A 24913-nucleotide genomic window follows, 5' to 3' on the forward strand; every position below is an offset into this window, starting at 1 on the left:
GGAAACCGGAAAAGCGGGGAGTTCAGGGTGGAGCGGTGATCAGCGGCCGAAGGTCTCGCTGATCGCGGTGACCTTGGGATCGGTGATGCTCTGGCTGCCGCCGCCTCCGCCCTCGCCACCCGAGCCACCGCCGATCTGGGTGGCGAAGTCGGTGAACTCCTTGACGACGGTGTCCTCCGCGGTCAGGTAGTTGTTGCCGGCCGCGGTCAGTCCGACGGCAACCCGTGCGAGCACGCTGTTCCCCTGGCTGGCCTCGTTGTCGGCCTTGCCGAAGATGCTGGTCATGCAGGCGTCCAGGCGCGTGAAGAAGTCCTCGGCCTCCTGCTGGGTCTGGCCCGCCCAGCCGAGCTTGAGGTCGCCCAGCACGTGGAAGATCGTGCCGACCTGGGTGCTGAGGTTTTCGATCAGTCCGCCGGCGCCGTCGGGTCCGCCGATCTGCGCGCCGAATACGCGCAGGAGTTGGGCATCGACCTCGATGGTGGCGTTGTTGGAAGCGCCACGCGCGCCGTAGACGGGCGCCTTGGTCGGGTCTTCATCTGGGGTAGGGCTGGGGCTCACCACTGCTCCTGGGAATCTCGTACGGGAGCACCGGTCCGTGCCGCCTGAGCGGCACGGCGTGGCTCCGCCACCCGATTAGTGCTGGTTCTTGTGGAAGTTGTCCGCGTTGGTCTTCTCGGTATCGCGGTACTGGTTGTACGCCGACTGCATCCGACGCGACATCTCGTGCAGCAGCTGGACGAGTTGGTCCATATTCTGGCTGAAGTCGCGCTCCAGATTGGAGAACGTGGCGCCCGACGGGCTGTGCCAGACGCCCTCGGCGAGCTTGAACACCTGGTTCACCAGCATGACGTCGTTCTCGATTGACGCGGTGCAGCCGTTGACCGTGGAGATGGCGTCATGGAGCTGCTGCAGATCGACTTTGAACTCTGCGGGAGTGAGGGATTGAGGGGCCACCCTGCGAGCCTAAACCGCGATGATCACCCGAAGGTACGCCCCAATTCCGACAGGGAAATGTCTCTGAACGGGGACCTGGCCGGTGGCCGCCGTATCGGATGGGATGGGGTGGGATCGACCGAACCCTACCCGACCGAATGCGGTGGAAGGCAGCTGTGGCAGAAACTCCGAGAGACTCACGGTTCGGCCCGCCCAGGGATGACAGCAAGGACGGCCCGGCCGCCCACGCGAACGACCCCGTCGACAATTCCAAGGGCGGGCCCGCATACGCCGATGTCCCCGCTCTGGCGATGATCTGGGGCAGTGCCCCGCCCATCACCACGTACCTCCCCAACAGCGGAGGATCCGGTGGCGGCGACCATCAGACGGCGGGCAGTCACGCGCCCATCAACGTCAACATCGGCAGCATCGTCGACGGCATGCAGGGGATGCTGGATGCCTCCAAGAGCGCGGTCGACGGCTACACGTTGATGGAACAGGTCGTCGTGGGCGCCATGTTCAGCGGTAACACGTTCGGAGAACAGGCCACCTACCAGGACGACTGGGGCAAGAGCGACGGCAGCGCCGTGCACTCCAAGCAGCGGGCACAGGGCGTCTCCCCCGACTACGCCAGCCACTCCGACCACCCGGGCCAGCACCCCGACACCGAGGTGCAAAGCGCGGCCAAGGCGTACGCCGAGGCGATGTACCCCAAGATGACGGAGGTGCTGAAGGAATGCGCCAACGCCATTGAGCTGGCCGGCCAGTTCATCGTCCGTATGGACCGCGCGGGCACCTATTACGCCAACGCCGACCACGCGTCGGCCTTCCCGGAGTCGATGAAGCCGGTAGTGGGCACCTGACCGGCATGTGACGGCTGATCAGCAACGGGCCGGGAGCGCGGCGTTCTTCTCGAACTCCGCACTCCCGGCCCGTTTTCGCCGTCCGGCTCCGCCCGTCAGAGCGCCTGCAACGTCGGAATGTCCTCCGGCAGCAACGTCACCAGGTCATCCGTGTCCTGCTCCGACTCGTCATCCGCCGGTCCGGTCAGGACCGCATGATCGGCGAGCCGGGCCGCGTGACGCTCCGTCATCCGCTGGAAGAGCTGGCGGGCGGTGCGGCCGTTGCCGAAGCGGTCGTCGCGCTCGACGCCGGCGAAGTACTCGGCGAGCGCCGCCGAGGTCTCGCCGCCCAGCTCGTACTGGTGCTGCTCGGCCTGCTGCGCCACGATGCCGACGAGTTCGTCCGCGTCGTAGTCGTCGAAGAGCAGGGTCCGGGTGAACCGCGAGGCGAGGCCCGGGTTGGCGTCGATGAACCGGCCCATGTCGTCGGGGTAGCCGGCCACGATCACCACCACGTCCTCGCGGTGGTCCTCCATCAGCTTCACCAGCGTCGAGATGGCCTCAAGACCGAAGTCCGAGCCCTGGCCGTGCGGCACCAGCGCGTACGCCTCGTCGATGAAGAGCACGCCGCCGACGGCCTGCCGGAAGATCGCGGTGGTCTTCGGCGCGGTGTGCCCGACGTACTCGCCGACCAGCGAGCCACGGTCCGCCTCGACGAGGTGCCCGCGGGTCAGCAGCCCGAGCGCGGCCAGCAGCCGGCCGTACAGCCGGGCCACCGTGGTCTTGCCGGTACCCGCGTTCCCCGCGAACACCAGGTGGCGGCTGAGCGGGGGCGGCGGCAGGCCCGCCTCGGTACGGCGGCGGACCAACTGCATCAGCTTGACCAGCGTCTCCACATCCTGCTTGACGCGGTCCAGGCCGATCAGGCTGCGGAGTTCGGCGAGCAGTTCTTCCAGCGTTTCGGCGGGCGGGGGAGTGGTCTCGGCCGCGGCCGGTGTGGCGCTGCGTGCGCCGCCCGCCGGGACGGGGGTCGCCCCGGGCGCGGCCGCGATCCCGGACTCCGGCAGGGTGCTGTCCTTCACCGCCTCGACGCGGCACTCATCGAAGACCGGATCGGCGCCTTCCGCGAGCTTCAAGTCCTCGTCGGTGTCGCGGATCAGGCAGCGGCGCAGCACCGGCTTCGCATCCTTGCCGACGTACACCGCGGGGAATCCGGTGGCGCCGATGTCACAGTCCGCCAGGAGCCCTGACGCGCCGTCGGCGATGTAGACGCCGTTCTTGGCGGCGCGGGTGACCCGGGTCGCGCTGATCCGAGGCCGGGCGCCGGTCCACAGGACCAGGGCGCTGCCCTTGCTGTCGGTGATCTCGCAGCTGTCGAGCCATGCGGTGCTGCGCTCGCCGAGGAACACGCCGGCCGACCGGCTGCCGCGCACCCGGGTGTCCGCCACCAGTGCGCCGGTGCCGGCCGTCACGTCCAGGCCGGTGCCGCAGTCCTCGATCTCGCAGCCGTCGAGGAGCGGGCGGTGCGCGGTGGACAGGCTGATGCCGGTACCCGCGCCCACCACTCGACAGTGACGAGCCGTCAAATCCCCGCCGTCCACCGCGATTCCGGTGAGTTCCGCGGATTCGACACGGGTGTCGGTGAGCGTGAGCAGTGCCCGCTCGGTGACCCGTACGCCGTGCTGCGGGGTGCCGCGCAGTTCGCAGTCGCGGACCGTCGCGCGGGCCGAACCGGCCAGGTGCACGGCGGTGAACGCGCTGTCGGTGACCGTGCATTCGGTGAGCGTGAGGCGGGCCTCGTCGGTGACGAAGACGCCGTTGGCGCGGGAGCGGGCCAGGCCGCCGCCGCGTACCTCGACGTCCGCGGTGCCGCCCGCGGCGAGGCCACTGTCGGCCGAGTCGCCGACGGTGGTGGCGTCCAGGCGCAGTACGGCGCCCTCGGCGGCCAGCACCCCCACGCCGCCGGACTCGTCGACCCGGCAGTCCCGCAGGGTGACCAGCACAGGCCCCGCGGCCTGGACGCCGGTGCCGCCGCTCCGGGCGATCTCGCAGTCGTGCAGCAGCACTCCTGCGGTGCTTCCGGACGCTCCGGCGCCGCCTTCGGGGCCGCTGCCCGCGTCGGTGTCCTGCGGCATCGCGGGCCCGCCGGTGCCCGAGGCGGTGACCAGTACGCCCTGCGCCGCGCTGCCGGTCAGCCGGCAGGAGCGCAGCACGGGACGGGCGTCGTCGTCGACGCGGAACGCGGCCGACGCGGTGCCGGTCAGCTCGCAGTCGGTGAAGCTGCCGCGGGCCGGGCCGCGCATCAGGACGCCGTACCCGGCCACCGAGTTGACGGTGAGTCCGGTGACGGTGGCGTCCGCGCCGTGCTCGACCAGCAGGCCGGTGCCGTCGATGTCGGTGACGGTCACATGTTCCAGGACCGCCCGGCTGTCGCCGCCCAGGCGCAGCGCCGGGGCGCTCGTGCCGTGGATGCGGCAGTCGCGCAGGGTGGGGGCCGCGGTGCCGGCGATGTCCACCTGGCCGCCGGTGATCTCGCAGCCGTCGAGCAGCGCCGTGCCGCCCGTCATCGACACCGCGGGCTGGTCGGCGCCCAGGCCCTGGACGGCGAGACCGCGGACCTCGCCGGCGCCGCCGAGCACGGTCAGCGGCGTGCCGCGGGTGGCGACCAGCGTGACCGTGCCGGGGCCCTGCTCGGCGACCAGGGTGACGTCCCGGTCCAGTGTCAGGTTTTCGGTGTAGGTGCCGGGCTGGACGGAGATGACCGTGCCGGGTCCAGCAGCGCGCAGCGCCGCGCCGATGGTGCGGTGCCCTCCCCAGCCCCGGGCCCCGACGCGCAGTGCGGCCGCGCCGCTGGACCGCCCGATCATGCCGGGGAGCAGCTGAGCTGGACCGGCGCGGCAGCGTCGTGTGCGTGCTTGGTGGACGACGTGTAGTCGATGCCGGTGTTGAACATCTTGAGCGTCACCTTGCCGCCGCTGACCTTGAACGGCCCGCGGGAGAGCCACTTGCCGGCGTTGTGGACCTGGTCGACCTGGAAGGTACCGGCGGCGGTGCCGCCGCTGTGGTCGGAGTTGTAGAGGGCGTACTGGGCCGGATTGCCGCCCACGTACTGGATGTTGGAGTTGCCAGGGACGTAGACGGACAGCTCGCAGGAGGCGGCGCCCTTGATCTTGGCGCTGTAGTCGAACTTCCACAGCACGTACTGCGTCGCGTCGTACGAGGTCTTCGACCCGGACATGGGGACGGAGAGGTACTGGCCGTTGCAGCCGGAACCGGTGTAGCCGCCGGTGGAGGACTTGAGCCAGCCGGATGAACCGTTGCTGAAACTGGGGTCCTTGGTCCAGATCTTGGCGGCGGCGCTCGACGGGCAGCCGTAACCGGCGAGGCCGGTGTAGGCCGGGGTCGCGGCGCGGGAGTACGTCTTGCCGTGGGCCTCGGCCTTCTGGGTCGCGGCGCTGGTGGGGGGAGTCTTCGACGAGCCGGTGGAATCGGGGGAAGGGCCCGTGGAGTCCGGCTGGGTCTGGATGTTGTTGCCCGACGTCCCCTGCCCGGCACCTTGTCCGCCTGAGCCGCCGCCGCTTCCTCCGGTCCCTCCGGCGGGGCCGTTGTCGTGTCCCGCGGGGCGCTTGCCGTGCTGGTCGGCGCTGGCGGTGGCACCGGCGGGGGAAGCCTTGCCGGCTTCGTTCTTCTCGTCGCCCTTGCTGGTGAGCGCGCCGATCGCGAGGGCACCGAGGCTCAGTGCGGCGACCACCGCGATACCTATCGCCACCAGCCGCTTGCCCGGCCTGCCTTGCTCGCCGTCGGGTCGGACGCCGCCCACGAACGCGGAGACGAAGCCGTGCCGGTCCTCCTCCGCCAGGCGGCCGGGCGCCTCGGCAGCCGGCTCCTTAGGCTTCTCCTGGTCAGCCACGTGCTCTCCAATATTCAGGACCGTATGGGACGCGGCACAGAATACCGCTGATGGGTTAACAGATAAGTCCGCAGAGGTAAATAAATTAACGGGGTGCTGTGCCTATCGCCCCGTTAACGGAAGCCTTACATAATCGTAATCTCCCGCGAGGAACCGCCGTCCGGGTTCCTTCGTCGCAGGTCAGCGCGGTAGGTACGTCTCACCACGCAGTGGATCGAACGTTCGTGCATCACTTCTGTTATACATAGCCATCGGTCCGTACACTGCCGACCCGGGCCAGTACATTGACGGTACATCGAGTCGGTTTCCGGATGATGCGTCGATCCGGGGGCCGGAAGTGCGACGCATTGATCTGAGGACGGAACCACGCATGTCTGACTGTGCGCGAATTGTCATTATTGAGCACCAGAACCTCGTCCGGCACGGGCTTGAGCGAGTGCTGTCCCAGAGCCCCCGGCTGGACGTGATCGCCGCAGTGGAGTCCGTGCAGGACTTCTCGCGCGTGCCGCTCGGCTCCGACGGACTCGACGCCATCCTGTTCGGCCCGCCCGTCCGCGAAGGCGACATGGAGGGGGAGTCGTCGGCACAGACGGTCGCTCACCTCGCCGCCTGTGCGCCGGTCCTGGTCGTCTCGGAGTTCAGCCGGCCGTGCCGCCTGCTCGACACCGTGCGGGCCGGGGCGCTCGGCTGCGTCACGGGACAGGTCGACGACGAGGAACTGCTGCGCGCCGTGGACACCGTCGTCGCGGGCGGCTTCCACCTCACGCCGACGCTGGCACCCCGCCTGCACGCGGAGCTGCGGGAGCCCAGCGGAGCGGAACCCAGGTCGCTGGCCCGCCGCGAACTCGAAGCGCTGCGGCTGCTCGCCGAAGGGCTGACGCATAGTCAGATAGGTCGCAGGATGGGCCTGACCGAGGCCACCGTCAGCACCTACGTCAAGCGGATCAGAACCAAGCTCAACGTCGGGAACAAGGCCGATCTCACCCGCACCGCCATCGAACTGGGCCTGCTGCGGGAGGCAGGCACCGCGACGGCGCGGGGGGCAGGACCGGCCCGTGGCTCCGGAGGACGGCCCCGTTCCCTGCTGCTCGGCACGGAGTGACGGAGCGGGCGGGGCCGGTCGCGCCGCCCGATGCTCTTCCGTAGGCAGGGCCGGCAGCGCCGACCACTCGTCCCGCTCCGCTCCGTCTGTCACAGATTCCGGCCGATCCCCATCAGCTGGCCGAAGACGCCGAACGCGGCAACCGTCAGCGGGATGGCGAACGCACCGAGCACCGCGCCGAGTCCGCCGAACCAGGTGGGACGGCGCAGCGGCGGCAGCTCCGGACGCATCAGCCGCCGGAACCCGTACAGCACCAGCACGGCACCGATCGCCAGCGAGGCCACCGGGCCCGACCAAGCGGGCAGATCCAGCTGGTCAGGACCGGCCAGCAGCAGCGTGAACAGGCCGATCGCACCGGCGATTCCCACCGGCGCCACCTCGACCACGACCTTCGCGGACCCGGCGCGCAGCACCAGGCCGAGGCCGATGCACGCGGTGATCGCGGCGGCGAACGGGGACTCCCCGTCGGAACCGAGCAGCACCAGCGCGACGGCGGCCGCCAGGGACAACGCCCCGCCCCACAGGGCGAGCAGCAGCATCGCGGTACGCACGGCGCTCTCCAGCTCCGGGCCCTCCGGGGCGGTCCCGCCGCTCGGCGCATGGCGTCGGTAGCCGAACGCGGCCACCCGCCCCGCCGTCGCCGGAGCGATGAGGAGCAGACCGAACGCGACCACCGAGATCACCGCGGCGCACTGCGCGGTGTCCGCCTGGAGCAGCGCGAGCCCGGCGGTCAGCACCGTGGCGATCACGGAACCGAGCAGTACCGCGGCGGTCGTCACGCCCATCGACGCGACGCAGGCGAGCACCGCGCCGACGAGCACGCCGCCGGCCAGGCTCAGCGCCGTCACTCCGGCCGGGGTCAGCGCCGCCTGCGGCGCCGCGTCCTGTGCCACCAACTCCCAGGAGGCGATGGCCAGAGCGGGGATCGCGCACAGCGCCAGCGCCAGCCGCACGGACCCCGGCACCGACCAGCGCCGTTCGGCGGCCAGCCAGCCGAGCGCCGGCAGTACCAGTCCGAGCGCGGCGGCCGCGGTGCCGGTGACCGCGGAATCGATCGGCGCCAGCGCGGCGACCAGCACCAGCGCGCCGATCCACCAGGCAAGGCCGCAGGCCATCACCGTGACGGTGCGCGAGCGGGCGTCCCAGCGCCGGTCGAGCAGCCGCTCGGACGCCTCCGTGACCTGCTCGGCCACGTCCTGGATCACCGGCTCGTCGAACTCCCCGGCCACCACGTCCCGCAGGTACAGCAGTTGACCGTCCGCCACACCGATCTCGGCCAGGCTGTGTTCGGGTGCGAACGGCTCTCCGGTCCCGGTCGCGAGCGACCAGGCGGCGGGCATCAGCTCGCTCTCCTCCAGCTCGCACATGCGGGCCAGGTCATCGATGTACTCGGCGATGGGAGCACGGGCCGGGACCGCGAGGTCCACCTGCCTGCGTTCGCCTACGACCGTGATCCGGCAGCGCTCATCGGCCATCGGGTGTGCTCAGGTCCTCTCGTGCTGGGTGAGATGGGTGGTGCGGGTGTTACGAGTGCTGCCAGGTCTTCGTGTTGGTCCACTCGGCCTCGGAGTAGTTCTGCCAGTTGACGTTCATGGCCATGGCGATCTGGCCGAGCACGCCGCCCGGTCCGAACAGGCCCTCAGCGGCCGTGTTCCACTCCGCCTGCAGACCCTCGTAGTACACCTGCGCCTGACCCTGCCAGGTCTCCGAGATCGGCTGGAGCAGGGTGATCAGCTGGTGCAGCTCCTCCGCGATCTGCTCGGACAGGTTGTTGATGTGCGTGCCTGCGTTTTCCAGCTCCTGGCGGACCAAGAGGTTCGCATCGTCGATTCCCACGGCAGCTCCTCGGGCGTTCGGCCGGTCATTCGGATGGTTCGGTGGTCAGCCCAGCCGGGCCGAGGGCAGCTCGCTCTGCAGGGTGTGGATCCGCTGGAGGTTGGCGTTCTCGGATTCCTTGTAGTTGACCTCGTTGCCGCGCAGGCCCGACGCGATGTCGGTCAGGGCGTTGTGCAGCATCTGTGCGTACGTGTCGTACTCGGCCATGTAGATCTGGAAGGTGTTGTGGGCGATGCCCTGCCAGGAATCTTCCAGCTGGATGACGTACGACTTGAGGTTCTGGAGCTTCGCCTCGACGTCCGTCGCCGTGTTGTCACAGGAGGCGGCGGCCTGGGCGATCACCTGCGGAGTGACCTTGAAGCCTGGCGCTGTCATCTGCCCACCCTCTCGCGCCGGTTTTTGCCGGCAGTTGGCTGTTCCGCCGCAACTCTCGCAGCGGCCGGGCACGTCGGCCAGTCCCCTGTTCTGGTGTCCCCCCATGTCACGGACGCGCCCCTGACCAGGGCTCAGGGCATCAGCGGACGCACCTGCCGGGCCACGAAGCGGACAAAACCCTCCGGATCCGGTTCGTCGGCGGTGGGCTGCAGCACCACCGTGCCGGCCCCGGCGTCCGCCAGGCGCTGTACCGCCCGCGCGCACGCCGCCGCGTCCCCCGCGACGCCGAGGCCCGGCGGCACGCCGTCCTCCCCGGGCGCGAGAGCGGCACGCAGCCGGGACTCGGCGCCGGGGCCGGTCGCCGCGTGGAGGTAGACGGTCACGTGGTGCCGCCCGGTGCGGCCGGCCGCCGCGCGTCCCTCTTCCAGGAGTGCACGCGCCCGGCGCACGCCGTCGGGTGTGGTGCCGGCCTCCAGGATGGTGCCGTCCGCGGTCTCGCCGGTCAGCCGGACCGAGCGCGGGCCCGTCGCGCCGGCGAACACGGCGGGCGCCGTCGGCGGGGGCCAGTCGAGGGCGACGTCGTCGAGCCGGACGTAACGCCCCTGCACGGTGACCCGTTCGCGGTGCAGCAGTGCCCGCAGCGCCGTCAGGTGTTCGCGCAGCAGCGTCAGGGGCGAATCGACGCGCGCGCCGACCTGCGCCATCCAGTCCTGGACGCCGTGCCCGACGCCGAGGACGACGCGTTCGGGGAACAGCCGGTGCAGCGTCGCGGCCTCCATCGCCGTCAGCGCCACGTTCCGCAGCGGCACCGGCAGCAGGCCGACACCGACCCGCAGTCGCTGCGTCCAGGCCAGGGTGGCGGCCGCGGCGGCGATCCCGCTTTCGAAGAAGCAGTCCTCCCAGAGCCACAGCTCCTCCAGGCCGGCTTCCTCGGCCGTGCGCGCGACGTCGCGCAGCCGCTCGGGAGGCAGTTGGGGGCGGAATACGGCACCGAGAGCAGTCATGTGGTCCTTCCTACCCGCCTGCGGCACCCGCCATATCCGGCGTGCGGCCGGGAATGCCGCGCGATGCGCTGCTCCGCACCTCTTGACCGTACGCGGTCAGCGAGTAAAGTCTAGACCAATTGGCGGGCGGGCTCGCGGGCCTCCGTATCCGGTGTCGGCGCCGGGCCGGGCGGTCGCGGGCGGTGCCGCCGTGGAACACCTTCGCGTCATTCACCCCACACTCAACGAGGCTCCCCGGGGCGGACGTTCGGCGCTGCGGCAGCGCCGCGTCCCCATCTTCTCGCGTGGCGGCCTCCCTCGCGAAAGGTTTTGGCATGAACAAGAAAAGAAGGCTGGCCCTGGCCATCGGTGCCGGTGTGGCTCCGCTGCTCGTCGTGACCATGCCGGTCAGCTCCGCCAGCGCGCACGGCTACATCTCCTCGCCGCCCAGCCGACAGGCCCAGTGCGCCGCGGGCACTGTCGAGTGCGGGCCCATCAAGTGGGAACCGCAGAGCGTCGAAGGCCCCAAGGGGCTCACCAGTTGCAGCGGCGGAAACAGCCAGTTCGCCGATCTCGACGACGACTCCAAGGGCTGGAAGGTCACCCCGGTCGGCAGCTCGACCAGCTTCAACTGGCGCCTGACGGCTCGTCACGCCACCAGTACCTGGCAGTACTTCGTCGGTGGCAACAAGATCGCGGAGTTCAACGACAACGGGGCCACGCCGGGATCCACCGTCACCCATCAGGTCAACTTCGGCGGCCTCAGCGGCAAGCAGAAGGTCCTCGCGGTCTGGAACATCGCCGACACCGCGAACGCCTTCTACGCCTGCGTGGACGTCAACATCGGCGGCTAGTACGGATACTCCGGGCGCCGTGCGCCGGGCGGCCCGTCCCGCCCGGCGCGCTCCGCTCCCACCCCGCCGCCCCGGCACGGTCCCCGTACCGGGGCGGTGGAGCGTGCCGGGTGCGACCGGCGTACCCGATACGATCGGCCTTCGTGGCCGTCGTTCGTGGCCGTCGCCGGGAGGAAGAGATGGGCCTGTTCCGCCGAGGACCGAAGCGGGATCCACGCGCGCTCGCACGCGACGATGAGTTCGCGTTCTTCTCCGACAGAGAAGGCGGCGTCTTCAGGTCCCAGGTGCGGCAGGCATTCGCCGAACGGGGCCTGGAGGTCACCGTGTACGCGGGTACGGTCACCGACTCCGGAGGCCGCAGGTTCGGCCTGGGCAACCTCGCGGCCGTCTGCCACCACGACCGGCGCGGCGAACGTTGCTGGCCGGTCCTCATCCGCGACCACGTCGGCAAGGTCCTGCGCACGATGGACGGCCCGCAGCCCCTGGAAATCCTCTCCGGCGACGAGATCAGGGCCTGCCTCTACCCCCGCGTCGTCGCCGAGGACACCCTCCCCGCGTCGGACGCCTTCCGGTACGGCCAGGAACCCGCACCCGGGCTGCGCGAGGTGCTGGCCCTCGACCTGCCCGACGCGGTGCAGATGCTCAGCGAGGACTCCCTGCGGGACGTCGGCGACATCGCCGAACTGCGGATCCGGGCGCTGAACAACCTGCGCGCGCTGCCCGTCGAAGGGCACGAGACGGTCCGCCGCGGCGACGGCGCGGCCTTCGAGGTGCTGCTCGGCGACTCCTTCTTCACCGCCAGCCGGGTCCTGGTGCTCGACGAACTGGTCGAGCGGATCATGGGCACAGGACTGACCGGGAACGGCGCGCTCGTCGCCATGCCGTTCCGCCACCAGCTGGCCTTCCACCGCATCCACGATGCCCAGGTCATCCCGGCGCTCCAGGCCATGGCCCAGTTCGCGGCCGCGGGGCACGAGGACGCCGCCGGCGCCATCAGCCCCAATGTGTTCTGGTGGCGCCGCGGCTTCCTGACGCCGCTGAGCGAGCCGGACGGCGCAGGGCTGCGGGTGGTCGTGAACGGCGACTTCCAGAACATGCTGGAGCGCCTGGTCGAGGACGACGTCTGACCCTGCGGCCCGGCCCGGCGCTCGGGCCCGCGCCGCCCGCACACGCCCCGGGCGAAAATTTCCCGCAGAATCTTCACGAAGGCGGAACCCCGAGGGCCGGTGAAGCGTTTTGGTAAGTGAGGCCCCGCGTCATCCCCCGTGCGCGGGGCCTCACTGTGCCCGCTCAGCCCTCCCGGCCGCCGCTCCGGCCGGCCCCCGGCGGCTCGTCGAGCCGGGCCCGTTCCTCCTCGCTCAGCAGTCGTGAGCGGATCAGGAACCGCACTCCTTCCGGCGCCTCCAGCGAGAATCCGCCGCCGCGCCCCGGGACGACGTCCACGGTCAGATGCGTGTGCCGCCAGCGGGCGAACTGATCGGCTGACATCCAGAAGCCGATCGGCTCCGGCACGCCCTCCACGACCAGCCGCGCCAGCAGCACGTCCGACGCCCCGGTACGGAACTCGCCGGCCGGGAAGCACATCGGTGCACTCCCGTCGCAGCAGCCTCCCGACTGGTGGAACATCAGCGGGCCGTGCAGCTGTCGCAGCGTGCGCAGCAGAGCGGCGGCCGCATCGGTGAGGGCGATCCGGGAAGCGTCGTCCGGTCCGGGTGCCCCGCCGTCCGAGGCACCCGGACCGTTCCCTGCCGTCGCTGCGGCCGGGTCCTTCGCGCCGTCCATCAGAAGCGCCCCGGCTTCCCGGACGGGCGCTGCGTCTGCTGCTGTCGGTACGTGCCGGGCAGGTACACGCGTGCGTCCCTTCGTCGACCGGCCACCGCGGGCACCCGTGCCCGCCGGCCGGTGCCGGGCCCCGCCGGGCCGCGCTCACGGCTGATGGCCCCAGTCAACGCCCCGCAAGGTTGCGCAAGGGTTGCACGGCACGGCACGGCATGGAACAGCGACCGGCCACCGGCCACCGGCGACCGGCGACCGGCGACCGGCGACCGGCCACCGTCGAGGATCGCCGCCGCGGGCCGGGGACGCCAACCGTTCACCTGTCCGCGTCTCCCGGCGCGCCCCCGGGCCCGCCGGGCTCCACGCTGGCCTGGGGCGTGTCCGCACAGTCCTGCCCGGCTCGCGACGCCTGGCACGCACGCCCCGGGACCGGACAGCCGGCGAGCCCAGGAGCGTGACCCATGACCCTGCCAGGAACGGAATCATCGGACCGTCCCGCCGGTGCGAGGACCGCAGGCGTGCCCCCGGGTCATCTGCTGCGCGTCAGCGATTTCGATCCGATCGCGCTGGCCGCCGTCCTGGACCTCGCCGCCCGGATGAAGCGTGAACCGCTGGCCTGGCAGCACAGCCTGCGCGGCGCCGCGGTGGGGTGCAGCTTCGAGAAACCGTCGACCCGTACGCGCGTCTCGCTGGCGGTGGCGGCCCACCGGCTGGGCATGACGACCGTCATGCTGAACAAGGAGGAGATGCAGCTCGGACACGGCGAGACCTGGGAGGACACCGTACGCGTCCTCTCCTCCTACTTCGACGCCCTCACTCTGCGCACCTTCGACCACGGCACGGTCGAGCGGATGGCCGGCATCGCGACGGTTCCCGTCATCAACACCCTCTCCAATGACCACCATCCGTGCCAGTCGCTGGCCGATCTGCTCACGCTGGCCGAGCACTTCGGGACGCCGGTCGGTCTCCGGGCCGCATTCATCGGGGACGGCCGGAGCAATACCTGCAACTCGTTCCTGGAAGCCTGCGCGGGCGCGGGCATGCACCTCACGATCGCCTCCCCGCCCGGCTACGAAGCCGACCCCGGCCTCGTCGCCGCGGCCCGTAGGACGATGCAACGGACGGGCGGCTCCGTGGAGTTCGCGGGCGATCCGGTGGAGGCGGTCCGGCAGGCCGATGTCGTCTACGCGGAGGTCTGGGTGCCGATGGACCGGCCGCAGGAGCGGGCGGAACGCGTCCGCCGCTTCGCCGCCTACCGGGTCGACGCCGAACTCCTGTCCCACGCGGGCGCGGACACCGTCGTCCTGCACTGCCTGCCCGCCGTACGGGGCGAGGAAATCACGTCGGATGTGCTGGACGGCCCGCAGTCGCTGGTCTGGCGGCAGGCGGCGAACCGGCTGCCCACGGCCCAGGCCGTCCTGCACACCCTCATCACGGGAGCGGCGGACTGACCGGAGCACGCCCGACGCGGCCCCACTGAGCAGAGCCTCCGCCGACCCGGTCCTGCGGGGGTTCTGCTCAGTGGGGCCCGGCCGGAGAGAGGGAAAGGGCGCAGGTCGGTGGCGTGGGCTGCCCGACAGGGCAGTGATCGTTTCCCCTTTGGGCACGGCAGTTGGATCTTGCTCGGCCGCCGGACATCTTGTGGTGAGGGCAGAGGTTTCGCGCGGTACGCCGGGAAACCCCCCTTATCCTCCAGAGTCGGAAGGGGTCTTGTGGCCATGGTTTCCCAGGCCGAGCCAACGCAGCAGATCTCACGCGAGAGTGTGCGGACCGCGATCAGCCAGATCTGGAAAGAGGTCCTCCGTCTCGACGTGCTGGGCAGCGACGACAACTTCTTCGAGCTGGGCGGCCATTCGCTGACGGCCTCGCAGGTCATCGCCCGTATCGCACGAGCGCTACAGGTCGAGGTCCCGATGGCGGACTTCTTCGACGGGCCCACCGTCGACGAGCTCGCCGACTTCGTGGTGCGGCGGCGCGGCCGCGAGGGAGGGACGCCGGAATGAGCGGCGACGCGGTCTCCCCGCTGTCCTCGGCCCAGCAACGCCTGTGGTTCCTGTGGCAGTTGCGGCCCGACGGCAACGAGTACAACGTGCCGCGGGCCACCCGCCTGCGCGGCCCGCTCGACGCGGACACCCTCCAGCGGGCCATCGACCGGCTGGTGGCCCGGCACGACGCGCTGCGCGCCACCTTCCCGACCGTGGACGGCGTCCCCGTCCTGCGGATCGCCCCCGAGGCAGCGGTGCCGCTCCGCAGGACCGACCTCGGCGGATCGCCCGCGGCGACGCGCGAAGCGGCCCTGGCCGAAGCGGTGGCCCGCGCCGCCCTGGCACCGTTCGACCTGGCCGAAGGCCCGGTGTTCCGCGCCGACTTGATCCGGCTGGCCGACGAGGACCACGCGCTGGTCCTCACCTTCCACCACATCGCGGTCGACGGCTGGTCCATGGGCATCATCGACCAGGAACTGTCCCTCCAGTACGAGGCCCTGCGCACCGGCGGCGCCGATCCGCTGCCCACGCCGGCCCACTCCTACCGGGAGTACGTCGCCGCCGAGCGCCGGCTCCTGGAAGGGCCGAGGCGCCGCGAAGCACTGGACCACTGGCGGGCCGAACTCGCCGGCGCCCAGCTGCGGCTGCCGCTGCCGACCGACCGGCCGCACCCCCCGACGCAGCGCTTCGACGGCGACAGCCACCCGGTCACCTTCCCGCCGCAGCTCGGCGCGCAGCTCGACGCGGTCGCCTCCCGCTACCGCGTCACCCGGTTCATCACCCTGCTCAGCGCGTACGCGGTGCTGCTCTCCCGGATGTCCGCCGCGCCCGACCTGGTCATCGGCGTACCCGTCAGCGGCCGTACGACGCTGGAAGTCGAAGGCACCGTCGGGCTGTTCGTGAACATGCTGCCGCTGCGCATCCGCTGCGCGCCGGACACCACCTTCGCCACGCTCCTGCACCAGGTCCGCGACACCTTCCTCGCGGGTCACGAATACCAGGACCTGCCCTTCCAGCTCCTGGTCGAGGAGGTGCAGCCGGACCGTTCCACCGCGCGCCACCCGCTCTTCCAGACCGTGGTCACCTACGAGGACCTGCCCGCTGCCGGCGCCGCACTCCTCCCGGGCCTGGACTGCTCGCCCCTCCCGCTGCCCACCACCACCGCCAAGTACGAACTCGCCCTGCACCTGGCCGGGAACCGGCAGGGCACCGAGGGCTGGGTGGGCTACCAGACGGGCCTTTTCGACGGCCGGACCGCCGGTCTGATCGGCGACCGGTACACCCGCCTGCTGTCCGCGGCCCTCGCCGCGCCGGACACCCCGCTGGCGGACCTGCCCGTGCTCGGGACCGACGAGGAGCACGCGCTGCGCGACTGGTCCGGGACGTCCGGACGCCCGCCCGAGCCGCAACGCGAGCGCATCGACCGGCTCTTCGCCCGCCGGGCCCGCGCCCACCCGGACGCCCTCGCGGTACGGACCGGTGAAGGCAGCCTGACCTACGCCGGACTCGACCGCGCGGCCGACCGGCTCGCGGCGGGGCTGCGCGCGGCGGGCGCCGGGCCCGGCACGCTCGTGGCGACCTGCCTGCCCCGCGGCGCGGACCTGGTGACCGCGCAGCTCGGTGTCCTCAAGAGCGGCGCCGCCTACGTCTCCCTCGACCCCGCGCACCCCTCGTCCCGGCTCAACGCCATCCTCGACGAGGCGCGTCCGCTGCTGGTCGTGGCCGGCCAGGAACCCGCCGCAGGGCTCGCGGCGGGCAGTGTGCACACCGTCGCCGCCCTCCAGGACCAGGGAGACCGGGAGGCGGACGGGCGGCACGGGCCGCACACGACGGAGGCCGGGCCCGAGGACCTCGCCTACGTGATGTACACCTCCGGGTCCACCGGAAAGCCCAAGGGCGTCATGGTCGAACACCACGCGCTCGCCAACCTGGTGGCCTGGCACCGCACCGCATTCGGCCTCGAACCCGGCGACCGCAGCACCCTGATCGCGGCCCCCGGATTCGATGCGTCCGTCTGGGAGATCTGGTCGGCCCTGACCGCCGGTGCCTGCCTGGAAGTGCCCGACGCCGAGACCGTCCTGTCGCCGTCCGAACTCCGCGCCTGGCTGACCGAACGGCAGGTCACCACCGCGTTCCTGCCCACGCCCCTCCTGGAGCGGATGACCGCCACGCCCTGGCCCGCCGGGTCCGTACTGCGGTCCGTGCTGACCGGCGGCGACCGGCTGCACGGCGCCGGCGGGCACCCGCTGCCCTTCCGCCTGGTCAACAACTACGGCCCGACCGAGAACACGGTCGTCGCCACCTCGGGCACGGTCACCGCGCAGGGCGAGGCGCAGGACGCGCTGCCCGGCATCGGACGCCCCATCGCGGGGACCGAGGCGTACGTGCTCGACGCGGAACTGCGGCAGGTCCCGGTGGGCGTGCCCGGCGAGCTGTACCTCGGAGGAGCCGGACTTGCCCGCGGCTACCTGGGCCAACCCGCCCTGACCGCCGACCGGTTCGTCCCGCACCCCTACGCCCCGGCACCCGGCGCCCGGCTCTACCGCACGGGCGACCTCGTGCGCTGGCGGGCCGACGGCAGCCTGGACTTCCTGGGCCGCAACGACCACCAGGTCAAGGTCCGCGGGATCCGCATCGAGCCGGGCGAGATCGAGAACGTGCTGCGCGCCCACCCCGGCGTACGGGAAGCGGTCGTGGCGGCCTCCGACCAAGGCGGCACGGGCACCGAACTCGCCGCCTACCTCGTACCCGCCGACGGCACCGCCCCCGACCTCGCCGGCCTCCACGACCACACCGCCCGGCACCTGCCCCGCCACATGCACCCGCGCCGCTACCTCCTGCTGACGTCGGTGCCGCTGACCGCCAACGGCAAGGTCGACCGCACCGCGCTGCCCGACGACGCCGCGGAACTCGCCCCGCCGCCCGAGGCGGCCCGCCGGTCGGCGAAGGCGCCGCTGGAGCGTCTGATCAGCGGTGTCTGGGCGCAGGCGCTGGGCCATGAGTCCTTCGGGACCGACGACAACTTCTTCGACGTGGGCGGCCATTCGCTGCTCCTGGCGTCGGTCCGCGACCGGCTCGCCGCCGAACTGGGCACCCCCGTACGGATCGCCGACCTCTACGCGTACCCGACCATCGCCACCCTCGCCCGGCAGCTGACCGGCGCCGAAGGCCACACCCCCGGCCCGGCCGTCGTCGAGGACGGCGCCGTCGAGCGCCGCCGCCGCGGCGCGGCCCGGCTGACGGCGATGCGGGCGCGGACCCACTCACGGAAGGGCTGAACGACAGTGACCGCCGAGCACGGCAACGAGAACCCCCACCCCTACGACGACGGCCTCGCGTACGGCGACGAGGACAACGACACCCACCTCGCCATCGTCGGCATGGCCTGCCGCTTCCCCGGCGCCGTCACCCCGGAGGAGTTCTGGGACAACGTGGTGTCCGGCACCGACGGCGTGCGGACCCTGACCCCCGCGGAACTCCGGGAGTGGGGCGACGACCCGGAGCGGCTCACGGACCCGCGCTACGTACGCCGGCACGGCGTCGTGGACAACATCGGGGACTTCGACCCCGCGTTCTTCGGCGTCTCGGAGCGCGACGCGGACCTGCTCAACCCGCAGCACAGGATCTTCCTGGAATGCGCCTGGGAAGCGCTGGAGCGGGCCGGATACGACCCCCGTGCGGTCCCGGGCACGACCGGCCTGTACGCGGGGGCGGGCCGCAACGGCTACTCCGCGGTCATACGGAACAGGACCGACCGCTTCCCGGGTGTGGACGACCTCGCCCTCAGCCTCGCCAACGACCCCGAGCACCTGTGCACCCGCGTCTCGTACACGCTCGGCCTCACCGGACCCAGTGTGGCCGTCATGACCGCCTGCTCGACCTCGCTGGTCGCCGTCCACGAAGCGGGCCGCGCCCTGCTGGCCGGCGAGTGCGACACCGCGCTGGCCGGCGGCGTCACCCTGCGCGCGCCCCTCTCCGGCTACTGGCACCGGGAAGGCGGCACCATGTCGCCCGACGGGTACTGCCGCACGTTCTCCCAGGACGCCCGGGGCATCGTCGCTGGCGACGGCGCAGGCGTCGTCGTGCTGCGCCGCCTCCAGGACGCCATCGACGACGGCGACCACGTGCACGCCGTGATCCGCGGCTCGGCCGTGAACAACGACGGCCACGACCGCGCGGGCTACACTGCCCCCGGCGTGCGCGGCCAGTCCGAGGTCATCCGCCGCGCGCACCTCGCCGCAGGGGTCGCCCCCGACGACATCTCCTACATCGAGGCGCACGGCACCGGCACACCCGTCGGCGACCCCATCGAAGTCACCGCGCTGACCGAGGCGTTCGGCGGCGCCGCGCACGGCGGCGCGGGCACCGTCGCGCTGGGCTCGGTGAAGACGAACATCGGCCACACCGACACCGCGGCCGGCATCGCGGGCCTCATCAAGACCGTACTGGCCCTGGAGGACGGCACCCTCCCGGCCACCTTGCACTTCACCGGGCCCAACCCCCGGATCGACTTCGCCGCCACCCCCTTCCAGGTCGTCACCCAGGCCCGCAAGTGGGAGACCGGTCGGCTTCCGCGCCGGGCCGGCGTCAGCTCCTTCGGCATCGGCGGCACCAACGCGCACGTCGTCCTGGAAGAGGCGCCGCTCCCCGCGCCCGCCGCCGCCCCGCCCGCCCCCGCCGAGCAGCTTCTCGTCCTGTCGGCCCGCACCCCCACGGCGCTGGACGCCATGGCCGAGCGGCTGTCGCAGCACCTGAGCCGGCACCCGGAACTGCCGCTGGACGCCGTTGCCAGGACCCTCCAGACGGGCCGGCACGCGTTCGCCCACCGCCGCTACCTCGTCTGCTCCGACCGCGCCCAGGCACTCGCCGCGCTCGCGGCACCGGCCGCGGCCCAGCACACGGACGAGCACCCGGTCACCTTCGCGTTCCCGGCCCGCGGCGCCCGCCACACCGCCGCCCTCCGCCCCCTGTACGCGACCGTCCCGGCCTTCCGCACCTCGGTCGACGCCTGCTGCCAGGCCCTGCCCGCCGCCGTCGCCCGCGACGTACGCCGGCTGCTCGGCCCGGACGGCGCAGGACAGCCCGGCGCGGAACCGGACGCCGGGACCTCTCCGGCGGCCTGGGCGACGGACGTCACCGCCGCCTACGCGCTGGCCCGCACGCTCATGGAGTGGGGCGTCGCGCCCGCGACCGTCACGGGCCACGGACCCGGCGCGCTGGCCGCCGCGAGCGTCGCCGGAGCACTGCCCCTCGCCGACGCGCTGGCCCTCGCCACGGCGGCACCCCGGGGCGCGGACGCCCTGCGGGACGCAGTCGGCGCGGCCGCCTGGCGCACCCCCGATGTGCCCTGGACGAACGCCGCCACCGGCGCCCCGGTGACGGCCCGCGAGGCGGCCGACCCCGGCTTCTGGGCGGCACTCCTGGAGACGGACACCCACCGGCCCGACGGCTACCCGCTGCCGGATCCCACCGGCCGCCTCCACCTGGAGATCGGCACGGACCGGCAGGACGGCGGCCCGCTCACCGCGCTCCTCGACGCGGCCGGCCGCGCCTGGCAGAACGGGGCGGCCGTCGACTGGAGCCGTCTGCACACCGGCACGGACCTGCGCCGGGTACCGCTGCCCACCTATCCGTTCGAGCGGCAGCACCACCTGGTTCGCCCCGAGCCCCGCCCCGCCGCCGACACCGCCCCGGCCCCGTCCGTCCCGGCCACTGCCGACGCGGCACCGCAGGTGCCCGACACCGCCGAGGCCACCCTGCTCGGCCTCTTCCAGCAGGTGCTCGGCACCGCCGAAGACGTCACCGACCCGGACTTCTTCGAGCACGGCGGCGACTCCCTGGCGGCCGTCGAACTGGTCGCCCTCATCGAGGACAGGTTCACCGTGGCGATGTCCCTGGAGGACGTGTTCGAGCACCCGACGGTCAGCGGCCTCGCCCGCGTCGTCGAGGATCTGCGGGCCGCCGCCAACGCCGCGCCCGAGACCGGCCACCACCACGACGCGCGGGGGGAATCATGACGGACCTGACCGCTCTGCTGACGGAATCCGCCGACGCGGCGGGCGAGGACGGCGAGGGCAGGATCGCGCCCACCTCCTTCGCCCAGCGCCGGCTGTGGTTCCTGGACCAGCTCGACCCCGGCAACAGCGCCTACAACCTCGTGGCGGCCCTGCGGCTGCGCGGGCCGCTCGACCTGCCGGCGCTGTACCGGTCCCTGAACCGCATCGTGGCGCGGCACGAGGCGCTGCGCACGGTCTTCCGGGCCGACGCGGCGGGGGAGCCCTGCCAGCACGTGGCGCCCCGCATCGACCTCGGCCTCCCCGTCACCGACCTGACGCACCGGCCCGCAGCCGACCGTGCCGAACAGGCCAGGGCCTTCATCGAGTCGGAGACGGAGCGCGCCTTCGACCTCGCCCACGGCCCCCTCATCCGCACCCACGTGGTGCGCCTCGACGACCAGGACCACGTCCTCGCCGTCATCTGCCACCACACCGTGTGCGACGGCTGGTCCATGGACCGGCTCTTCGCGGAGCTCACCGAGCTGTACGCCGCCCTCACGGCCGGACGCGCACCCGAACTCGACCCGCTGCCGCTCCAGTTCGGCGATCACGCCGCCCGCCAGCACCGGGAGCTCGCGGACCCCAGAACCCAGGACGCCCTCGCCCACTGGCGCACCCGGCTGCACGGCGCACCGGCGCTGCTGGAACTCCCCACCAGCGCCCCCCGCCCCGCCGTCCAGGGCTTCGACGGCGCGTCGTACACCACGACGCTGGACGGCGAGACCTGGCAGGCGGTACGGGATGCCGCGCGGGCACACAAGGCCACCCCCTTCATGCTGCTCCTGTCGGCGTTCGCCCTCCAGCTCTCCCGGCTCTCGGGCGCCGACGACCTGGTCATCGGCAGCCCCAGCGCAGGCCGCGCCAGGCCCGAACTCGCCCCACTGATCGGCATGTTCGTCAACACCATGCCGCTGCGCATCGACCTGTCGGGCGACCCCTCGTTCGACGAGCTGCTGCGACGGGTCCGGCGCGGCGCGCTCGACGCCTTCCCGCGCCAGGACGTCCCCCTGGAGCGGATCGTCACCGAACTCGGCCTGGAACGCGCCCGCAGCCACGACCCGCTGTTCCAGGCGATGTTCGCGCTCCAGCAGCCGCTGACCCCGCCCGGCCTCGCCGGACTCTCCACGGACCTCTTCCCGGTCAGCCCGCGGACGACCTTCACGGACCTGTGGCTGGAGATCCGTCCCCACCAGGACGGCGCCGACTGCTCCTTCCGCTACCGGACCGAACTCTTCGACGAAGCGGCCGTCGCCCGCCTGGCACGGCAGTACCGCCAGGTTCTGCACACCGCCCTTGACGCACCCGGCACGCCCTGCTCCGGCTTCTCGCTGACGGACGAGGAGGAGACCGAGCGGCTGCTGTACGGGTGGAGCAGGACCGCGCCCGCCCACCCGTGGGACGGGCCCGTGCACGAGGCCGTCGCCCGGCAGACCCGGCTGACCCCCGACGCCACCGCCGTGGTCTTCGACGGCCGGCAGCTCAGCTACGCCGAACTCGACACTCGGGCAGGCGCGTTGGCCGCGCACCTGGCCGGGCACGGCGTGACGCCGGACACGCCCGTCGCGGTCTGCCTGCCGCGCGGCAGCGACCTGGTCACCGCGGTCCTGGGCGTGATGTCCGCCGGCGGGGCCTACCTCCCGCTGTCGCCCGACGACCCGACGGGCCGGCTGGTGGACATGCTCCGCGCGGCCGGCGCCGCCCACATCCTCACCACCGAAGCGCTGGCCCCCGCTCTCGCCGCCGCCGGGGTACCCGTCACCGCCGTGGACACCTTCCCCTGGGACGAGGCCCCGCACCCGGGCCCGCCCCCGGCCGCAGCGCGCATCGCCCCCGGCCACCTCGCGTACGTCATCCACACCTCGGGCTCCACCGGCGCCCCCAAGGCCGTGGGCGTCCCGCACCAGGGACTGGCCAACCGGGTCCGCACGCTCCAGGACATCCACGGCCTGGACGCGTCGGACCGGGTGCTGCACAAGACACCGGCCACCTTCGACGTGTCGGTGGAGGAACTGCTGTGGCCGTTGACCGCGGGCGCCACGCTCGTGGTGGCCGTCCCGGGCGGGCACCGCGACCCCACCTATCTCGTCGAGCTGATCGAGCGGGAGCGGGTGACCACCGTGCACTTCGTGCCGCCGCTGCTCGCCGCGTTCCTCGAAGAGCCCGGCCTGGACCGCTGCGCCTCGCTGCGGCGGGTCCTGTGCAGCGGCCAGGAACTGCCCCCCGCCTCCCGCGACCGCTGCCTGGAGCGGCTGCCCGTCCGGTTGTTCAACGCGTACGGACCGACCGAGGCATCGATCGAGGTCACCGAAGGGGAGTGCGCGGCCGGTGACGCCGACGGGGGTACGGGCGACCCGCGGGTGTCCATCGGGCGTCCGGTCGCCGGCGCCGAGGTGTACGTCCTCGACGGCGAGCTGCGGCCCGTACCGGTGGGCGTGCCCGGCGAGCTGTACCTCGGCGGGACCGGACTTGCCCGCGGATACCTGGGCCAGCCCGCCCTCACCGCCGACCGGTTCGTTCCCCACCCCTACAGCCGGGTGCCGGGCGCCCGCCTGTACCGCACCGGCGACCTGGTGCGCTGGCGGTCCGACGCGGGTCTTGACTTCCTGGGCCGCAACGACCACCAGGTCAAGATCCGCGGCGTACGGATCGAACCCGGCGAGATCGAGAACGTGATCCGCACCCACCCCGGCGTACACGAGGCGACCGTGATCGCCGCCCGCCCCGACGGCGCCGCATCGCCCGAACTCCACGCCTACCTCGTACGGAACGAGACCGCGGCAACAGCAGGCCACGCCGACGACGACGCCTTCGCCGGCGCACTGCGCGGCCATCTGCGCGACCGCCTGCCCGGCTTCATGGTCCCCGCGCGGTTCCTCGTCCTGCCCCGCCTGCCGCTCAACGCCAGCGGCAAGGTCGACCGCGCTGCCCTGCCCGCACCGGGCCCGTCCGCCGCTCCGGCCCCCGGCCACGAGCCGGCGGAGCCCGCGGACGAGGTCGAGGCCACGCTCGTGCGCATCTGGTCGCAGGTGCTCGGCCGCCCGCACACCGAGGTCACCGAGGACTTCTTCGCCATCGGCGGGGACTCGCTCAAGAGCATCCAACTGGTGCACAGGGCACGGGAGGCCGGACTTTCGCTGCGCGTCGGCGACATCTTCCACCACCCCACCGTCCAGGACCTCGCGGCCCACCTGAAGCGGGCCGCGCAGACCACCGCACCGGCACCTGCGGAGGCCCCGTGAAAAGCCCCTGGCTGCTGCGTTTCCCGCCGCGCCCCGACGCCCGGCTGCGCCTGGTCTGCCTGCCGGGAGCGGGCTGCTCGGCGGCGATGTACCACCCGTGGTCGACGGAGTTCCCCGCGGACGTCGAGGTCTGCGCCGTCCAGCTGCCGGGCCGTGGCGGACGGCTGCGTGAAACGCCGGTCCGCCGGATGGAACCGCTGGCCGACGCACTGGCCGAGGTACTGCATGCCGCATCCGACCGCCCCATGGTCCTCTTCGGCCACAGCCTCGGCGCCCTGATCGCGTACGAAGTGGCCGCCCGCCTGCGGCAGTTGCCGGGCAATTCCCTGACCGGGCTGATCGTGGCGGCACACAAGGCCCCCCATCTGGGAAGTGCTGAGGTCGCCTGCCACGACCTGCCGGAAGACGAACTGCTCGGCTTTCTCGACCGTATCGGCGGCACCCCGCCGGGAGTTCTGGCCCGGCCGGAGATCCGGCAGCTGGCACTCCCCGCCCTGCGCGCCGACTTCGAACTGGACTTCAGCTACACATACCGCGAGCGGCCCCCGCTCGACATTCCCCTGAGCGCATTCGGCGGCACCACCGATGCCCTGGTCTCAGGCCCCGAACTCGCCGCCTGGGAAAGGCATACCGCACAGCGCTTCCTTAACCGGCGGCTGACCGGCGGACATTTCTTCCTCACCGGCCCGGAAGGCGCCGACATGCGCTCTCTGATGCGCACCGAACTCCTCGCACCCGCCCGGCCCGACCGGCCGGCCCACCCCGCACCCCGCACCGGAGAGGACCGCGTCACCCATGTTCGATGACGACGACCGCCAGTACACCGTGGTCCGCAACCACGAGGACCAGTACTCCCTCTGGCCGGCCGACCGGCCCGCGCCGCCCGGCTGGGACACGCTGCCGGTGACCGGCGACAAGCCCGCCTGCCTGTCCTACATCGCCACCGCATGGACCGACCTGCGGCCCAAGAGCCTGCGTTCCTGACCCGCCCGCCGACCGGGCGGCACCCGTCCGCCCACCCT

Annotated in this window: 20 protein-coding genes; 11 read left to right on the forward strand and 9 right to left on the reverse strand. The window is 72.3% G+C overall.

The window, feature by feature from the left end; translation table 11 throughout:
* Positions 1 to 39: 39 nt before the first annotated feature.
* Both LIU39_RS05870 and LIU39_RS05875 read right to left on the reverse strand, forming a co-directional pair.
* Positions 40 to 558, reverse strand: coding sequence for a hypothetical protein (locus tag LIU39_RS05870; RefSeq protein ID WP_227045355.1), 519 nt, complete (start codon positions 556 to 558; stop codon positions 40 to 42).
* 75 nt (positions 559 to 633) lie between these two features.
* Positions 634 to 954: a WXG100 family type VII secretion target gene (locus LIU39_RS05875; protein ID WP_227045358.1), complete on the reverse strand. Its 321-nt coding sequence runs from the start codon at positions 952 to 954 to the stop codon at positions 634 to 636.
* Positions 955 to 1109: 155 nt separating this feature from the next.
* On the opposite strand from LIU39_RS05875, the gene LIU39_RS05880 reads away from it, so the two are divergent.
* Positions 1110 to 1796 carry a hypothetical protein gene (locus tag LIU39_RS05880; protein ID WP_227045359.1) on the forward strand — a complete coding sequence of 229 codons (687 nt, stop codon included), beginning with the start codon at positions 1110 to 1112 and terminating at the stop codon, positions 1794 to 1796.
* Positions 1797 to 1891: 95 nt separating this feature from the next.
* On the opposite strand, the gene LIU39_RS05885 is transcribed toward LIU39_RS05880, so the two are convergent.
* Positions 1892 to 4642 carry a right-handed parallel beta-helix repeat-containing protein gene (locus LIU39_RS05885; protein WP_227045362.1) on the reverse strand — a complete coding sequence of 917 codons (2751 nt, stop codon included), beginning with the start codon at positions 4640 to 4642 and terminating at the stop codon, positions 1892 to 1894.
* Positions 4639 to 5685 carry a hypothetical protein gene (locus LIU39_RS05890; protein ID WP_227045365.1) on the reverse strand — a complete coding sequence of 349 codons (1047 nt, stop codon included), beginning with the start codon at positions 5683 to 5685 and terminating at the stop codon, positions 4639 to 4641. The genes LIU39_RS05885 and LIU39_RS05890 overlap by 4 nt, the downstream gene beginning before the upstream one ends.
* Positions 5686 to 6055: 370 nt before the next feature.
* Between LIU39_RS05890 and LIU39_RS05895 the strand changes: the two genes are divergently transcribed.
* Entirely contained in the window at positions 6056 to 6787 is a 732-nt protein-coding gene (locus LIU39_RS05895) for a LuxR C-terminal-related transcriptional regulator (protein WP_227045367.1), read from the forward strand.
* Between the two features lie 89 nt (positions 6788 to 6876).
* On the opposite strand, the gene eccD is transcribed toward LIU39_RS05895, so the two are convergent.
* The 4 genes from eccD to LIU39_RS05915 form a co-directional block, all read right to left on the reverse strand.
* On the reverse strand, positions 6877 to 8262 hold the full coding sequence (gene eccD / locus LIU39_RS05900; RefSeq protein ID WP_227045369.1) for a type VII secretion integral membrane protein EccD: 1386 nt from the start codon (positions 8260 to 8262) through the stop codon (positions 6877 to 6879).
* A gap of 49 nt (positions 8263 to 8311) precedes the next feature.
* A complete protein-coding gene (locus tag LIU39_RS05905; protein ID WP_227045371.1) occupies positions 8312 to 8623 on the reverse strand; it encodes a WXG100 family type VII secretion target in 312 nt (103 codons plus the stop codon).
* Between the two features lie 45 nt (positions 8624 to 8668).
* Positions 8669 to 8998 (reverse strand): WXG100 family type VII secretion target, encoded by a 330-nt coding sequence (locus LIU39_RS05910; protein ID WP_227045373.1) that lies wholly within the window; start codon positions 8996 to 8998, stop codon positions 8669 to 8671.
* Between the two features lie 131 nt (positions 8999 to 9129).
* Positions 9130 to 10002, reverse strand: coding sequence for an LLM class flavin-dependent oxidoreductase (locus tag LIU39_RS05915; RefSeq protein ID WP_227045375.1), 873 nt, complete (start codon positions 10000 to 10002; stop codon positions 9130 to 9132).
* A gap of 314 nt (positions 10003 to 10316) precedes the next feature.
* Here LIU39_RS05915 and LIU39_RS05920 point away from each other — a divergent pair, with 314 nt between their 5' ends.
* Entirely contained in the window at positions 10317 to 10835 is a 519-nt protein-coding gene (locus LIU39_RS05920) for a lytic polysaccharide monooxygenase auxiliary activity family 9 protein (protein ID WP_227045377.1), read from the forward strand.
* Between the two features lie 179 nt (positions 10836 to 11014).
* A complete protein-coding gene (locus LIU39_RS05925) occupies positions 11015 to 11962 on the forward strand; it encodes a DUF1444 domain-containing protein (protein ID WP_227045378.1) in 948 nt (315 codons plus the stop codon).
* Between the two features lie 163 nt (positions 11963 to 12125).
* Here the strand turns inward: LIU39_RS05925 and LIU39_RS05930 are convergent, their stop codons facing one another.
* A complete protein-coding gene (locus tag LIU39_RS05930; RefSeq protein ID WP_372463814.1) occupies positions 12126 to 12617 on the reverse strand; it encodes a DUF779 domain-containing protein in 492 nt (163 codons plus the stop codon).
* Between the two features lie 512 nt (positions 12618 to 13129).
* Between LIU39_RS05930 and argF the strand changes: the two genes are divergently transcribed.
* The 7 genes from argF to LIU39_RS05965 all read left to right on the forward strand — a co-directional run bounded on the left by argF (position 13130) and on the right by LIU39_RS05965 (position 24875).
* A complete protein-coding gene (gene argF, locus LIU39_RS05935; protein WP_227045380.1) occupies positions 13130 to 14062 on the forward strand; it encodes an ornithine carbamoyltransferase in 933 nt (310 codons plus the stop codon).
* Positions 14063 to 14329: 267 nt separating this feature from the next.
* Positions 14330 to 14614: a phosphopantetheine-binding protein gene (locus LIU39_RS05940; protein WP_227045382.1), complete on the forward strand. Its 285-nt coding sequence runs from the start codon at positions 14330 to 14332 to the stop codon at positions 14612 to 14614.
* Positions 14611 to 17874, forward strand: coding sequence for a non-ribosomal peptide synthetase (locus LIU39_RS05945; protein ID WP_227045385.1), 3264 nt, complete (start codon positions 14611 to 14613; stop codon positions 17872 to 17874). The genes LIU39_RS05940 and LIU39_RS05945 overlap by 4 nt, the downstream gene beginning before the upstream one ends.
* Positions 17875 to 17880: 6 nt before the next feature.
* Complete coding sequence (locus LIU39_RS35215; RefSeq protein ID WP_227045386.1) at positions 17881 to 20613, forward strand: type I polyketide synthase; 2733 nt, start codon at positions 17881 to 17883, stop codon at positions 20611 to 20613.
* A complete protein-coding gene (locus tag LIU39_RS05955; RefSeq protein ID WP_227045388.1) occupies positions 20610 to 23891 on the forward strand; it encodes a non-ribosomal peptide synthetase in 3282 nt (1093 codons plus the stop codon). The genes LIU39_RS35215 and LIU39_RS05955 overlap by 4 nt, the downstream gene beginning before the upstream one ends.
* The gene (locus LIU39_RS05960) at positions 23888 to 24697 is read left to right on the forward strand and encodes a thioesterase II family protein (RefSeq protein WP_227045390.1); all 810 of its coding nucleotides are present in this window, start codon (positions 23888 to 23890) and stop codon (positions 24695 to 24697) included. Before LIU39_RS05955 ends, LIU39_RS05960 begins: the two co-directional genes overlap by 4 nt.
* Positions 24687 to 24875 (forward strand): MbtH family protein, encoded by a 189-nt coding sequence (locus LIU39_RS05965; RefSeq protein ID WP_227045392.1) that lies wholly within the window; start codon positions 24687 to 24689, stop codon positions 24873 to 24875. Before LIU39_RS05960 ends, LIU39_RS05965 begins: the two co-directional genes overlap by 11 nt.
* The last annotated feature ends 38 nt before the right edge of the window (positions 24876 to 24913 follow it).

The organism is Streptomyces pinistramenti (genome assembly GCF_020564935.1).
Lineage (GTDB): Bacteria > Actinomycetota > Actinomycetes > Streptomycetales > Streptomycetaceae > Streptomyces > Streptomyces pinistramenti.

Coding starts and splice junctions, on each gene's coding strand:
- LIU39_RS05915 (WP_227045375.1), bottom strand. CDS start 10,002: ATGACTGCTCTCGGTGCCGTATTCCGCCCCCAACTGCCTCCCGAGCGG.
- LIU39_RS05885 (WP_227045362.1), bottom strand. CDS start 4,642: ATGATCGGGCGGTCCAGCGGCGCGGCCGCACTGCGCGTCGGGGCCCGG.
- LIU39_RS05955 (WP_227045388.1), top strand. CDS start 20,610: ATGACGGACCTGACCGCTCTGCTGACGGAATCCGCCGACGCGGCGGGC.
- eccD (WP_227045369.1), bottom strand. CDS start 8,262: ATGGCCGATGAGCGCTGCCGGATCACGGTCGTAGGCGAACGCAGGCAG.
- LIU39_RS05945 (WP_227045385.1), top strand. CDS start 14,611: ATGAGCGGCGACGCGGTCTCCCCGCTGTCCTCGGCCCAGCAACGCCTG.
- LIU39_RS05920 (WP_227045377.1), top strand. CDS start 10,317: ATGAACAAGAAAAGAAGGCTGGCCCTGGCCATCGGTGCCGGTGTGGCT.
- LIU39_RS05910 (WP_227045373.1), bottom strand. CDS start 8,998: ATGACAGCGCCAGGCTTCAAGGTCACTCCGCAGGTGATCGCCCAGGCC.
- LIU39_RS05930 (WP_372463814.1), bottom strand. CDS start 12,617: ATGGACGGCGCGAAGGACCCGGCCGCAGCGACGGCAGGGAACGGTCCG.
- LIU39_RS05895 (WP_227045367.1), top strand. CDS start 6,056: ATGTCTGACTGTGCGCGAATTGTCATTATTGAGCACCAGAACCTCGTC.
- LIU39_RS05925 (WP_227045378.1), top strand. CDS start 11,015: ATGGGCCTGTTCCGCCGAGGACCGAAGCGGGATCCACGCGCGCTCGCA.
- LIU39_RS05940 (WP_227045382.1), top strand. CDS start 14,330: ATGGTTTCCCAGGCCGAGCCAACGCAGCAGATCTCACGCGAGAGTGTG.
- LIU39_RS05965 (WP_227045392.1), top strand. CDS start 24,687: ATGTTCGATGACGACGACCGCCAGTACACCGTGGTCCGCAACCACGAG.